Here is a 13773-nt window from a genome sequence, read left to right as displayed (position 1 = left end):
TCTGGCGCATTTCTACTTGAGGTAGAAGAATGGCGGCATGATGTTTGAACACGCGGACGGCAATCCCGTCCTGGAACTCGATGATGAGCAATCGTGGCGTCTCCTGGCGGCAACGCAGCACGGGCGGTTGGTGGTCTCCGTGGCGGGAGAACCGGATATCTTCCCTGTGAACTATGTGACCTCGAACCGGAAGGTCTACCTGCGCACCGCTCCCGGAAACAAGCTTGCGCAGCTGACCATCAACTCCAAAGTGCTGTTCGAAACCGATGGCATCCTGTCGCAGGAGGCGTGGTCCGTGATCCTCCGCGGGACGGCACGGGTCCTTAGCAACTCGGCTGAGCTTGCGGCCATCGAGGAACTTGGACTGAAGACCTGGGTTCCCACGCTGAAAGACTTTTACGTGGAGATCGAGCCGAAGTCCGTCAGCGGCCGCCACTTCGTGTTCGGCGAACAACCGGAACGGGAGATCTAAGGCCTCCTAGACTGGAGGAATGGCGGACAAGCCCACTGCAGACAAGCTCACCCCCGAGCGGCGCAGCTGGAACATGTCCCGGATCCGCGGCAAGAACACCGAACCCGAACTGCTGGTGCGCCGGATCCTGCACGCCAAGGGCTACAGGTACCGGCTGCACGGCAGGTCCGGCCGCACAAAACTGCCGGGAAACCCGGATCTCGTCTTCGCCGGGCGGCACAAGGTGATCTTTGTGAATGGCTGCTTCTGGCATTTCCACGACTGCCGGGTGGGTCTGCACGCGCCGAAAGCCAATGCGGAGTTCTGGCTTGCCAAGCGCACCCGGACCCGCGAGCGCGACGCCGGCCAGCGCCGCCAACTGGAAGACGCCGGCTGGGAAGTGTTAACCGTTTGGGAGTGTGAGCTGAAGGATCGTTCAGCCCTCGAATCCCAGTTGGTCCACTTCCTCGAAGCCGGCGCCTGACAGCTGAATCTTGAGGCAATCTTTAGCTGTTTCTGCCACCCTCCTTGATCCTGGACCGACAGAATGGACAGGTTGCCGCGGTCAGGCAAGCCGCCACTGCCAGTTTCGGAGCAGCTATCCCCTATCCCCTAGCTTCTCCGGGCCAACAGTGCCGATTTGAAGGCCGACGCCGACGTGTCGCTGCTGTTGATGCGCCAGTCCGTTTCCTTCTGCATGTCGAACCAGACGAAGCCCATCACGTCCGGCTGGGCAGCCAGGTAGGACACCAGGTCCGTGTTCCATGAGGCTTTGGAACCACCCAGTTCGCTGGACGCCGTCTCGGCGATCAGGACCGGCTTGCCGGGTGCCAGGGTGCGGAGCTGGGAGATGCCGGGGGCAAACAGGTCCACCGGGGAAACCCAGCTGCTCCAGGTTTGCGAGGTGCCCCAGTTGTAGCCATCCAGTGCCACGATGTCCACGTAGCCTGCCCCGGGGAACAAACCTGTCAGGTCGGTCGATCCCCAGTAGGGCACGTTCGGGGACCAGACCCACTGGACGTTGGTTGCTCCCGTAGCGGCAACAACATCGTGGACATGGCGCCAGGCTGCCGCGTATTCTCCCGTCTGGTTACCGTTGACGCCCTCGGCCCACGGATACCAGTTGCCGTTCATTTCGTGGGCGAAGCGCAGCATGACTGGCTTGCCCCAGGCCGCCAGGGACTGGCCCCACTGGCTGATGTACGTGTCAAAGTCGCCTGCAGTGATCCGGGCCAACGAATAGGCGGGCTGGTCCACTCCGCCTCCCCAGGCCCAGGGCTCCCAGGTGACAAGGGGTGTAGCTCCGCGCGAGCGCACAGCGTCCAACTCGCTGATCGGCGGGGCCTGCAGGAAGTCCTTGTAGCTCATTACCACGGAGGGGATTTCCCCTGCCAGGGTGGCCACCTCGTCCAGCTCAGCACTGGCCATGGGTCCCCCCGGCGTTGCCACCCCGAAGCGCAAGGGGGCGGAACTTATGGTTGGCGCCGGCGCAGGGGCAGGCGCAGGGGCTGCCTGGACAACAAACGTGGCTGACGCCTTGATGGACGAAGTCTTGGCAGTGATGGTGAGGTTTCCGGTTGATGCGGCCGGAATGGTGATGCCGGTGCTGAAGGCGCCGGTGGATGTGGTTTGGAACGCGAAAGTAGTGGAACCCACAATCACAGTGCCCGTGGTGGCAGCCTTGAACCCGGTTCCGGTGACCGTGACCGCGGAACCGGCCGGACCGGAACCCGGATTGAGCGTGATCTGCGGTGTGGTGGCTGCGCTGGCCGGCTGGACGATGGACAACACCAGCCCGGCGCCGATTATGAGCGCGACAAATAAGGTCCTAAGTGTTCGGAACACGGCAATCTATCCCCAGATTGAAAAGGCGGCTATGGCCGCTGATGACGTCAATGCGAAAAAGCACTGGCATCGATTTTATGGGCCAAAAACCGCAGTCCCATCAAGAAAACCACAATTCTTCCCGAGTCTTCTGCTAGGTCGCGGGAACGGTCCTAACCTGAAACAGAACAAGATCCCCCGCCTAAACACCCTGTTTTCGGGTCCCCAAATCCAGCAGAAAGGACTGTCATGAGCACGTCGGATGATGCGCCAAGGCCGCTGGTGGACCAGTCCGTCCTGGACCGGCTCCGGGACGAACTCGAGGAGGAAGAAGGCTACAGCCGGGTCTTCGTAGGGAACTTCATCGACTACCTGCCGCAACGGCTGGGCCGGCTGCGGCTTGCCCTGACCACCGGTGACCTGGAGGGCTCCATGGACGCGGTCCTGAGCCTGAAGACGTCAAGCCAAATGGTCGGAGCCGAACGGTTGGCAGGACTTGCCTTGGAATTGGAAAACGAGATCCGGGCCGAGGCACGCCACGCTGATATGGCGGTGGCATTGCCCAGGCTGGCCGCCACCTACCTGCGGCCCATCACCCAGTGCAGCAGGCAAACCATGCACCGGCTGCAGGCTCAGTGCTGCCCCGGCGCCAAACGGTAGCCCACCCCGCGGACGGTCTGAAGCCATCGCGGCTGCTGCGGCGAGTCACCCAGTTTCTTGCGCAGGTTTCCCATGTGGACCTCCACGGACCGTTCGTCGGCCTCGCTGATGTAGCTGCCGACGTCGTAATCCTCATCGCGGAGCCGCCGCACCAGGTCGGACTTGGTCCGGACCGTCCGCCCCGCTTCCAGGAGCGCATACAGCAGCTCGAACTCGGTGCGCGTCAGGTTCATCTCTTTGCCGTCAACGGTGACAGTACGTGAGGCGTAGCTGAGCTCCAGGCCGTTGTGGCTGAAGTTTCCACGCTCCGGGTGGGCAGCGCTGTCCGCGGAGGCATCAACGGCAACGTCGCCGGGGTCGGGAACGGACCGCGGCCGGCGCATCATGGCAGCAACCCGCGCCCGCAGCTCCCGCGGGCGGAAGGGCTTGGTGAGGTAGTCGTCCGCGCCGGATTCCAGCCCGATGAGGGTGTCCAGTTCTTCAGTCCGCGCCGTAAGCATCACGATATAGGCATCCGAGAACTCGCGGATCTGCCGGGAAACCTCAAAGCCGTCAATGTCCGGCAAGCCCAGGTCCAGCGTAATGACATCAGGATTCAGGCTCTTGGCCATCAGGACGCCCTCCGCGCCGCCGCTGGCGACAGTGACGTCAAACCCAGCCTGGGTCAGCACAGTGCGAACCAGTTCCCGAATGTCGTGGTCATCCTCGATGACCAGACCCACACGTGCCTCACTCATAGAGCCCCCTCAGTGCCAACGTCAGAAGTATAGCTGGCTGCGGATATCCTGCTGGTATGGTCCCGCACAGCCCGACGTCCGCGCCTTCCGCGCCATGAGCAACCCCACGGCCTGGTCCTCCGGACGGCTGCGTTTCTTCAAGCGGCCATTCCATGAATACCGGCTGACCGACCGCGTGGCCATGAGCCAAATGCCGCTGTTCGTGACCACCATCCTCACAGCCGTCCTGGTATGGGCGTTCTTCCCCGAGACCATGGGCAACCCGCTGTTCGTCACGTTCCTCATCTCGCAGCTTGCCATCATGGCGCTTTGCTATGTCATTCCCTGGGAACGGCTGCCCTACACCAGCTTCCTGGCCATCCCCTTACTGGATTTCGCCTCCATCGCGGCGGGCAGGGAAGGCGGCCAGGAGAGCCTCACGGGCATCAGCCTGCTCGCCGTCTTTCCGGTCATCTGGCTCTGTGCGTCCGGGTACTACGCGCGGGCGGCACTGTGGTTGTCCTTCCTGGGACCGCTGGCCATCATCTGGGTGCCGCTGCTCTTGAAGGGAAACCAGAACCCGCAGGACTTTGCCCGCTCCCTGCTGCTGCCCGTCATGATGCTGGGCATCGGAGTGTCGGTGAGCGTCCTGACCTTGAGCATGATGCGCCAGCAGAAAGAGTTGGAGGACAAGGACGAGCAGCTGCGGGCCAACCTGCGCACCAGCAAGCGCCAGGAATCGCTCCTCAACACCATCCTGGACACCGTGCATCTGGGCGTCCTGGCAGTGGACGCCGACGGCCACGACGTCCTGATGAACCGCAAGCAGCGCGCCAACCACGAGCTTGCCCGGCCAAAGAATATTGCCGATCCCAACGAGTCGCAGCTGTTGGTCTACGGGGCGGACCGGAAGACCCTGATCCCCGTTCAGGAGCGTCCCGTGCGGCGCGCCGTCCTGGGCGAAACCTTCACCGATTACCTGGTGTGGCTGGGTGAAGGGAACGATCAGCGGGCACTGGTGACCACGGCGCGCGCCATGAGGGATTCCGATGGCAAGTTCACCGGCTCAGTGATCGTCTTCAGCGACGTCACGGACCTGGTGAACGCGCTCACCGCCAAGGACGACTTCGTCTCCAGCGTCTCCCATGAATTCCGCACCCCGCTGACCTCCATCCTGGGCTATGTGGAAATCCTGCTCGCCGACGAACCGGACGAGCCGCAGCGCGAAATGCTGGAAATCATCCGTCGCAACTCCGAGCGGCTCCTGACCCTGGTATCGGACCTGCTGTCCAGCCGGAACGGACAGCTGATCGTCACGCCACACACTGTGGATGTCGCCGACCTCGTCCGGAGCAGCGTGTCCTCGGCGATGCCCCGTGCGGCAGCGGCCGGCGTCGAGCTGAGAGCGGCCACGCCGGAACGGCTGGAGGCCCAAGTGGACAGTGCGCGGATTTCGCAGGTCCTGGACAACCTGGTGTCCAACGCCATCAAGTACTCACCAGACGGTGGCCAAGTGGTGGTGTCGCTGGCACGGGAGGACGGACATGTGGCCTGCCGCGTCACGGACACCGGGATGGGCATGACACCGGAGGACGCTTCAGAGGTGTTCGCCAAATTCTTCCGCACCAGCAGCGTCCGGCGCACCGCCATCCCCGGCGTGGGCCTGGGGCTTCCCATCAGCAAGGCAATCGTCGAAGCACACGGCGGCACCATCGACGTGGAGAGCACCCTGGGCAAGGGAACAACCTTTACGTTCCGCGTGCCGGCCTGAAAGGACGACGACGGCGGGCGGCCGGGTGCGTCAGCCGTTCCGGGCCTGGCGGACCACCTCGCCCCAAGACTGGCGGGCAAGTTCCTGGACTGAGGCAAGGATGGCCGACGGCGGCTGGCTGAGGTCCAGCGGAAACTCCACGATGTCGATGTCGGTGTTCAGGATGCGGCGCAGTTTGACTTCACCCTTGCCTGCATAAACCAGCCACGCGGTGGGCACGGCGAGCGCCGTGCAGTGGGCCAGCATCTGGTAATGGTCGGCCGTCAGGGAGGCGCCGGCATCGGAGGCCGCCCGGTACTTGGCGTTGTAGGCCACCACGGGGCGCCCGCCCAGCAGGTGCACTGCATCGGGGCTGACGGACAGGCGGTCGGAATCCCGTACGGCCTCGCTGAGGAGGGCGTTGTACCGCAGCCTGAGTTCGCCGGGATAGGCGGCCATGGCGCTGCGCAGTGCGGTTCCCACGAAGTCCTCGAACACCTGCGCCATGTCCACGACGAACGAGGCCGTCTGCTGCCTGCCCTCGCCGGCCTCGGCGGACGCGTTGCGCAGGATCAGCTCCGCCAGGCGCAGCACGGCGTGGTAGCGCAGGTTCATCCTGGTTGGCTTCCACGGCGGTACCGGGGCGCCGGCTGGAAGGCGCGTGACGCCGTCGAGCTTTCCCTTCAGTTGGCGCAGCCGGCCCAGCACCTCGGGCCGCACCCCCGGCACCTGCCCCATCCGTTCAAGCGCGGCACGCAGGATGCGGTTTTCGGTGATGTCCTCAGTGAACTCGTCGTAGGAGACCTCCAGGGGAACCAGCATGCCCGGGCGGCGGGAGATCTGGTCCGATATCCGGATCCGCCCCTTGACGGTGCGCAGCGACTCGTCCACGGTGAGGTAGCCCTGCAGGACGCCGCGGCCCAGGGCTCGTTCGGCCAGTTGGGCCAGCGACTCGGCCAGCGCGCTCCACAGGTCCCGGTCCTCGCTGGCCGCCACCAGCTCCGGCCGGAAGCCCTGCTCCCCCGCGTAGCTGAGCAGGAACAGGAGCCGGCTCAGTCCCAGCCGGCCCTTGGGCCGGACGTCCAGCTGGACCCTGGCTGTCCGCACCGACCCCACCTTGCCCACCGGCTCAATCCGGTACAGTCCCATGCCCATCGGGGAAGCTTTGGCCAGGCCGCTGGAGTTCAGGACGGAAGCGCTGGGTGCGTCCAGCCGTTCCACCAGCCCGCCGGACAGCTCGTCCAGGACCAGATGGCGCAGCGGCCCGGGTGAAGTGCCCGGCGCCCGCGGATCAGCGCGCTGCAATGCGTCCCAGCAGCTGGTCCAGCCCGAAGCGCTCATCCAGCTGCGCGCGTGTCAGCTGGCCGTGGTAGTGCTCCTCCAGCAGTGGCATGAGCTCGTACTTCCAGATCCGGCGCAGCCCGGCGGGGGTCTGGGCTGCGGGCTTCATGAAGTAGGACGGCCCGATCATCAGGTCCCGGTCCCACTCATCGATGGCCCCGTTCAGCGCATCCAGCAGCAGCGCCGGCGTGGAATCAAGCTGGCGGGCCTGCAGGAACCGGGCCAGGGAGCCCTTGACCGGTTCGGTCTGCGGGTGCAGTTCGATGAAGGAGAACCGGCGGCGGATGGCGGCGTCCATCATGGCAATCGACCGGTCCGCGGTGTTCATGGTCCCGATGATGTACAGGTTGTCCGGCAGCGTGAACGGCTCGTTGGGGCTGTACTGCAGGTAGATCCGGTCATCCCGGTACTCCAGCAGGAAGTACAGCTCACCAAACACCTTGGCCAGGTTGGCGCGGTTCATCTCATCGATGATCAGGAAGTACGGCTTCTTCTCGTTCCCGGGCTTGGCGGCTTCCTCTGCCAGGCGCCGCAGCGGGCCGGCCACCAGTTTGAAGGACACCTGCCCGTCGTCGGTCTTGTCCGGGCGGTAGCCCTCGAAGAAGTCCTCGTAGGCGTAGGACGGGTGGAACTGGACCAGCTTCACCCGCTCGTCCGTGGTGTCGTCCGCCAGTTCGGCCGCCAGGTGCTTGGCCAGGTAAGTCTTGCCGGTGCCGGGCGGCCCGTAGAGGACCAGTTGCCGGTTTTCCTCCAGCAGGTCGGCGATCTCCTGCAGCGGTTCCAGCTCCATGTGCAGCGAGGCGGCGAATTCCTGGGTCAGCGGGCGAAAGCCCTCCTGGGCGGAGAGGACGACGGCGGCACCGTCAGCATCGCCGTCGGGCTCGGTTTCCGCCTCGGCGGGCAGCAGCGCCTGAAGCGCCTGCACCACCCGGGTGGCGTCCACCACGATGCCGGGGGTGGCCAGCTGCCGTTGGACGTGACGGGGAAGGCTGGTGGTGGTGTGCCCGTCGTCGAACCAGCGCACCTTGCGCCGCAGCCGGCGGTTGTCATCGTTGTACTCGGGCTCCCCCAGCACGCCGCCAAGCCGTACGGTTCCGGCGTGCTGGTAGAGCACCAGGTCGCCGGGTTTCATGACGGTCAGGAAGGCAAACACCGCTGTTTTGGTGTCCTCGCGCTCCACGTAGCCGAGGTGCTTGTAGTCCTCATCCACCGCGTGCTGCACCACGCCGGCGGTGACGCCGGGCTCCAGCAGGCGGAGGTGTTCGACGTCGAGCGTCACCTTCTCCTCGCCATGCCAGGCGGTGAGCAGCTCGGCGTTGTCGCTGTGCGTCCGGAGCAGCCAGGCACGCCGCCCGGGGTCGCCCACTTTGCGCCACTGGCTGACCAGCTGGCGGGAGTACCAGTCGATGCGCTGGCCCGCCTGCTCGTCCAGATGGAGCCGGATGCGGTGGATATCCGCCGTGATGTCCTCTTCGCCGTCTCCCTTGGCGCCACCCACGAGGGAGGCGAAGGCATCCCTGATTTCCTGCCGTTCCACGTCCGCAACCACGGGCTCGAAATAGCTGGGCCAGGCCAGGAACTCGATGCTGCGGCGGATGGCCGGCTGGTCATCAGGCGTCGATGCAGCGAGGCGGTGGAACTGCAGCGGATCCTTGATGGCTGCCTGGACCACGCTGGCCGGCCGCTGTGCGACGTTGCGGACGAACCGGCACAGCCACTTGAGGTGGTCCCAGATGGTCCAGTTGAACTCGGCGGTGCGGTCGCGGATGACACCGTGGTCCGTCATGCCGGCGTACAGCTCTTCGGGCAGTTCCAGCGGCGGCTCGAGCCAACCCGCGGCCTCCGCCACCCGGGCCCGCTTGACCTTCAGCGACTTCACCTCGTGCGCCAGCGGCAGGGACTGCAGGAAGAGCAGCTCCACGGCCAGCTGCTTGGCCCCGCGGGTGGCACCCTCCAGGTTTTCGCGGAGGTTGGTCATCATGGGGGCCTTGGAGTCAGCGATGCCCCGTTCCAGCCGGTCGAGCAGCTCAGCGGCTGCCGGAACGGACCATGTCCGCGTGCGGCCGTCCAGGGGTGACGCCTTGCCCTGCAGACCCGGCCCCAGTACGAACCACGCTGCATCCTCAATCTCCTTGGAGATGCCGAGGGCGCGGGTCATGGCAGCAGTGGCAGTGGGGGTCATGCCCACAAATTTACAGGGTCAAGCTGGGCGCCCGCTCCACGCCGGCTGAGCTGCCGGACCGCCAGACAGGCTATTTACCGGTGAGAGACCGCTTCCTGCCGAAGATGAAGTAGCCCATGGGGCCAATGAAATTAACGAAGGACGCTGCCCTCCACGCGGCCTTTGGCCCGTTGATCAGCTCAGCAGGCCTGCGCGAGATATCGCGCTGGGCGGCAACCAGCAGGGACACCTGCATAATCGCGGTGACGATGGTGCCCACCTTGCCGGCCGGGGACATCTCCTTCCAGGTCTTCTTCCTGCCACCACGCATCTTGTTCTTGCGGCTCATTTCGTGCGCCTTCTTGTTCAGGGCCTTCTTGTTCCGTGCCATCAGGCTTCCTTTCGCTGTGGGTCGTGGTTCCAGCCGGGTGTTTGCAGTCAGGTGTCTACAGTCCAGTGTTATGTGCAGCCCTGACCAGAGTCTTAGTGCCTGTAGGGAGCCATCCGCTCTTTTTGCTCCGGGGTGAGCCGTTGCACCCGGCCCGTGGCTTCATCCACGAACGCCAGGTGGCTGCTTGCCTGCACGCAGTTCTCCCCGGTGACGGGGTCCTGGACCACGTAGTGGATGTCAAAGCTGGCTCCCTTGACGGCGCCGATCCAGACCTGCACCACGGCCGGAACGTTGCGGTACTCCAGGGTCCTGACGTAGCGGATCTTGTGGTCAACAATCAAGGCAAGCGTGCCCTCGGGGACGTCGTTGAACAACGATACCGGGGGCTCGATGCCAGGCAGGCCCGCACCCCGCGGTGGCCCGAAGGCTGCGATCCGCGCTTCCTCCAGCATCCGCACGATCTGGACGTTGTTGATGTGGCCGTAGGCGTCCATGTCGCCCCAGCGCATCGGTACGTGGACCTCGATGCGCTGGCCACCGTGCGCGCTCAGCTGCGCACCGCCGTCGAATCATCCACTGCCGTTTCCCCGGCGTCCGCACCCGCGAACTGCGACATGTAGAGGCGGTGGTAAGCCCCGCCTGCGGCGAGCAGCACCTGGTGGTTGCCTTGTTCCACGATTTGTCCGTTTTCCATGACCAGGATCGTATCGGCATCGCGGATTGTGGAGAGCCGGTGCGCGATCACGAAGCTGGTCCGGTCCGAACGCAGCGCCGCCATGGCCTTCTGCAGCAGCAGCTCGGTGCGGGTATCCACGGAGCTGGTGGCCTCATCCAGGATCAGCAGCGAGGGGTTGGCCACGAAGGCGCGGGCAATGGTGATCAGCTGCTTTTCACCGGCGCTGACATTGTTGCCTTCTTCGTCGATCACGGTGTCATAGCCTTCGGGCAGGGCTCGGACGAAGCGGTCCACAAAGGTGGCTTTGGCAGCTGCGATGACCTGCTCCTCGGTGGCGTTGAGGTTGCCGTAGCGGATGTTGTCGTAGATCGACCCGCCGAAGAGCCAGGCGTCCTGCAGCACCATGCCCACCTTGGAGCGCAGCTCGGAGCGGCTGAGGTGGGTGACATCCACGCCGTCCAGCATGATGGAGCCCGAGTTGAGCTCGTAGAAGCGCATCACCAGGTTCACCAAGGTGGTCTTGCCGGCTCCCGTGGGTCCGACGATCGCCACCGTGTTGCCAGGCTCTGCCGTGAAGGACAGGTTCTCGATGAGCGGTTTGTCCGGCGTGTAGCTGAAGGTGACGTTCCGGAAGTCCACGTGGCCGTCCGTCTTGGCCGGAAGGTGTTCGGTGGCGGTTTCGGCGTCCTGTTCATCGGCGTCCAGGAACTCGAAAACGCGCTCCGAGGATGCCACGCCGGACTGGAGCATGTTGGCCATGCCCGCCATCTGGCCCAGCGGCTGGGTGAACTCGCGGGAGTACTGGATGAACGCGGTGGCGTCACCCAGTGACATGGCGCCGGAGGCCACGCGGAGGCCGCCCACCACCGCGATGCCCACATAACTGAGGTAGGACACGAACTGCATGACGGGGAAGATGATCCCGGAGACGAACTGCGCGCCGAAGCTTGCCTTGTAGAGTGCCTCGTTGCGTTCCTCGAACCGTGCCAGCATGTCGGCGTCGCGGCCGAAGACGCGGACCAGGTCATGCCCGGAAAAGGACTCCTCGATCTGGCCGTTCAGCGACCCGGTGTTCTTCCACTGGGCGGCGAAGAGTTTCTGGCTCCGGGCTCCGATCAGGCCTGCTGCCACCCCTGACAACGGGAGGGCGACCAGGGCGATCAGGGCAAGCTGCCATGAGACGATGAACATCATGATCACGATGCCCAGCACGGTCAGCACGGAATTGACCAGCTGGGCGAACGCCTGCTGGAGTGCCTGCTGGATGTTGTCGACGTCGTTGGTCACCCGGGACAGCACATCGCCGCGCTGCCGGGTGTCAAAGTAGTTCAGCGGCAGGCGGTTGAGCTTGTTCTCGGTGTCATCACGCAGGCGGCGGATGACCTTCATGACGATGCGGTTCAGGACGTAGCCCTGCAGCCACATGAAAATATTCGCCACGAAGTACATCAACAGGACGATGGCGATGAGCATGGTGAGCTTGTCGAAGTTGATGCCGGTGCCCGGCACCAGCTCCATGCGGGACACCATGTCGGCGAAGTTGTCCTGGCCCTGCTGGCGCAGCCCGGCTACGAACTGCTCCTTGCTGGCTCCGGCCGGCAGCTGCTTTCCCACCACCCCGGCGAAGATGACGTCCATGGCCTGGCCCAGGATCTTGGGCGCAATGACGTTGAGGACCACGGAGACGACCACCAGGCCCACCACGGCGTAAATGCCCAGGGCTTCGGGCTTCAGCAGGCCCATCAGCCGCTTGGCGGATGGCCAGAAGTGCTCGGCCTTCTTCGCGGGCATGCCGCCGAACATGTCCCCGTCCGCTTCGGAGGGGGTGAACTCCTCCTCGAGGAAATCGTCGTCGGCTTGCCCGGCCCCGGCAGCCACGGTGGATGCAGGGGCTGTCTCTTCGACAGCGGTGGAGTCTCTCTTGCGGGGGCTCATGCCACTTCCTCCACACTCAGCTGGGATTCGACAATTTCCTGGTAGGTGGGCGAGGTTTCCAGGAGTTCCTCGTGCGTGCCGCGGTCCACGATCCGCCCGTTGTCCAGCACCAGGATTTGGTCGGCCTCGGTGATGGTGGAAATCCGCTGGGCCACGATGATGACGGTGGCGTCCCTGGTGGTGTCCTTGAGCGCGGCGCGCAGCCGGGCGTCGGTGGCAACATCCAGCGCGGAGAACGAGTCATCGAAAAGGTAGACGCGGGGCTTCGTCACCAGTGCCCGGGCGATGCAGAGGCGCTGGCGCTGACCGCCTGAGACGTTGGTGCCGCCCTGCGAAATCCTTGCGTCCAGGCCGTTCTTCTTTTCGCGGACAAAGGACTCACCCTGGGCTACCCGGAGGGCATCCCACAGTTCCTGGTCTGTTGCCTCGGTCTTGCCGAACCGGAGGTTGTGTTCGATGGTGCCGGAGAACAGATACGGACGCTGCGGCACCAGGGCAACCCTTTTAGTGATCTCGGCGCGGTCCAGCTTGTCCACCGGGACCCCGTCCAGCAGCACCTGTCCTTCCACTGGGTCATACAGCCGCGGCAGGAGGGACAACAGGGAGGTCTTGCCGGCACCCGTGGACCCGATGATGGCGACGGTCTGCCCGGGACGTGCCGTGAAGCTGATGTTGCTGAGCACCGGGGACTCGGCGCCCGGGTAGGCGAAGGTGACGTTGCGGTACTCCACCACCCCGGTAAGCGAGGCCGGAGCCTGCGGCTGCTGGGGATCGTGGATGGAGGGTTCGACACCGAGCACCTCGCCGATGCGGTCAGCACAGACGGAGGCGCGCGGGATCATCATGGCCATGAAGGTGCCCATCATGACTGCCATCAGGATCTGCAGCAGGTACTGCAGGAACGCGGTGAGGGAGCCCACCTGCATGGCTCCGGCATCCACCCGCTGGCCGCCGAACCAGAGCACCGCTGCCGTGGACAGGTGCAGGATCATGCTGATGGCCGGGAACATCAGGACGAACAGCGCCCCAATGCGGAGCGAGACGTCCGTCAGTTCCTTGTTGGCCCCGCCGAACCGTTCAGTCTCAAATGGTTCACGCACGAAGGCCCGGACCACGCGGATACCGATGATCTGCTCGCGCAGCACCGCGTTAATGCGGTCGATTTTCCGCTGCATGGAACGGAACAGCGGCATGAGTCGAACCACCAGGTAGCCCACCACCACGGCCAGCAGGGGCACGGAAACCCAGACCAGCCACGACAGGTTGATGTCCTCGCGCAGCGCCATGATGATGCCCCCGATGCACATGATGGGGGTGGCCACCATGAAGTTCAGCCCCATGAGGAGGAGCATCTGCACCTGCTGGACGTCATTGGTGCCCCGGGTGATCAGCGTCGGCGCGCCGAACGCGTTGACATCCTTGGCCGAGAAGCTGGTGACCTTACGGAACACCGCACGGCGCAGGTCCCGGCCCACGGCCATGGCGGTCCTGGAGCCGAAGTACACGCCGGCGATGGCCGCGGCCACCTGCGCGAAGGCCACCAGGAGCATCACCGCGCCGGTTCGCCAGATGAAATCGGTGTCCCCGCGTGCCACGCCCTGGTCGATGATTTGGGCGTTGAGGCTGGGCAGGTACAGCGCAGCGATGGTGGCCGCGAGCTGGAAAATAACGACAGCCAGGATGTACGGCAAATACTGTTTGGAGTACCGCCGAATGAGGGTGAGGAGCATGGACCCAACTCTAGTGATGGGCACCGACAATTGGGCCTCTCGGCCGGGATCTTTTCCGCTGGGTGGAGAGCCTGCTGAAAAGGGCCTGGAGCGAGGGCGGCGCCGGGCAGCGGAACCACTGCATGAAGAAAAGCCGCA

General features: G+C 64.7%; 12 protein-coding genes. 4 read left to right on the top strand and 8 right to left on the bottom strand.

The window, feature by feature from the left end:
- The first annotated feature begins 37 nt into the window (after nt 1-37).
- Nucleotides 38-472, top strand: a complete 435-nt coding sequence (locus ACIGJD_RS04275; protein WP_142130942.1) for a pyridoxamine 5'-phosphate oxidase family protein — start codon at nt 38-40, stop codon at nt 470-472.
- A gap of 19 nt (nt 473-491) precedes the next feature.
- A complete protein-coding gene (locus tag ACIGJD_RS04270) occupies nt 492-935 on the top strand; it encodes a very short patch repair endonuclease (RefSeq protein WP_483688439.1) in 444 nt (147 codons plus the stop codon).
- Between the two features lie 128 nt (nt 936-1063).
- On the opposite strand, the gene ACIGJD_RS04265 is transcribed toward ACIGJD_RS04270, so the two are convergent.
- Nucleotides 1064-2242, bottom strand: coding sequence for a glycosyl hydrolase (locus tag ACIGJD_RS04265; protein ID WP_483688438.1), 1179 nt, complete (start codon nt 2240-2242; stop codon nt 1064-1066).
- Nucleotides 2243-2524: 282 nt separating this feature from the next.
- Between ACIGJD_RS04265 and ACIGJD_RS04260 the strand changes: the two genes are divergently transcribed.
- Nucleotides 2525-2935, top strand: a complete 411-nt coding sequence (locus tag ACIGJD_RS04260) for an Hpt domain-containing protein (RefSeq protein ID WP_483688437.1) — start codon at nt 2525-2527, stop codon at nt 2933-2935.
- On the opposite strand, the gene ACIGJD_RS04255 is transcribed toward ACIGJD_RS04260, so the two are convergent.
- Nucleotides 2908-3672 (bottom strand): response regulator transcription factor, encoded by a 765-nt coding sequence (locus ACIGJD_RS04255; RefSeq protein WP_483688436.1) that lies wholly within the window; start codon nt 3670-3672, stop codon nt 2908-2910. The two genes, ACIGJD_RS04260 and ACIGJD_RS04255, sit on opposite strands and share 28 nt — an antisense overlap.
- A gap of 94 nt (nt 3673-3766) precedes the next feature.
- Here ACIGJD_RS04255 and ACIGJD_RS04250 point away from each other — a divergent pair, with 94 nt between their 5' ends.
- Entirely contained in the window at nt 3767-5422 is a 1656-nt protein-coding gene (locus tag ACIGJD_RS04250; protein ID WP_483688435.1) for a sensor histidine kinase, read from the top strand.
- Nucleotides 5423-5452: 30 nt separating this feature from the next.
- Here ACIGJD_RS04250 and ACIGJD_RS04245 read toward each other — a convergent pair whose 3' ends face one another.
- The 6 genes from ACIGJD_RS04245 to ACIGJD_RS04220 form a co-directional block, all read right to left on the bottom strand.
- Nucleotides 5453-6646, bottom strand: coding sequence for a 5-methylcytosine restriction system specificity protein McrC (locus tag ACIGJD_RS04245; protein WP_483689429.1), 1194 nt, complete (start codon nt 6644-6646; stop codon nt 5453-5455).
- 46 nt (nt 6647-6692) lie between these two features.
- On the bottom strand, nt 6693-8924 hold the full coding sequence (locus tag ACIGJD_RS04240; RefSeq protein WP_483688434.1) for an McrB family protein: 2232 nt from the start codon (nt 8922-8924) through the stop codon (nt 6693-6695).
- A 70-nt stretch (nt 8925-8994) separates the two neighbouring features.
- Complete coding sequence (locus ACIGJD_RS04235) at nt 8995-9252, bottom strand: PLD nuclease N-terminal domain-containing protein (RefSeq protein WP_483689428.1); 258 nt, start codon at nt 9250-9252, stop codon at nt 8995-8997.
- A gap of 134 nt (nt 9253-9386) precedes the next feature.
- Nucleotides 9387-9803, bottom strand: coding sequence for an acyl-CoA thioesterase (locus ACIGJD_RS04230; RefSeq protein ID WP_483688433.1), 417 nt, complete (start codon nt 9801-9803; stop codon nt 9387-9389).
- Between the two features lie 38 nt (nt 9804-9841).
- A complete protein-coding gene (locus tag ACIGJD_RS04225) occupies nt 9842-11905 on the bottom strand; it encodes an ABC transporter ATP-binding protein (protein WP_483688432.1) in 2064 nt (687 codons plus the stop codon).
- A complete protein-coding gene (locus ACIGJD_RS04220; RefSeq protein WP_483688431.1) occupies nt 11902-13635 on the bottom strand; it encodes an ABC transporter ATP-binding protein in 1734 nt (577 codons plus the stop codon). Before ACIGJD_RS04220 ends, ACIGJD_RS04225 begins: the two co-directional genes overlap by 4 nt.
- Between the last annotated feature and the right edge of the window lie 138 nt (nt 13636-13773).

It is taken from the genome of Arthrobacter sp. E1SS-5, from assembly GCF_057073715.1.
Note: the sequence above shows the minus strand (reverse complement) of the source record. Positions and strands in the feature narration are given on the sequence as shown.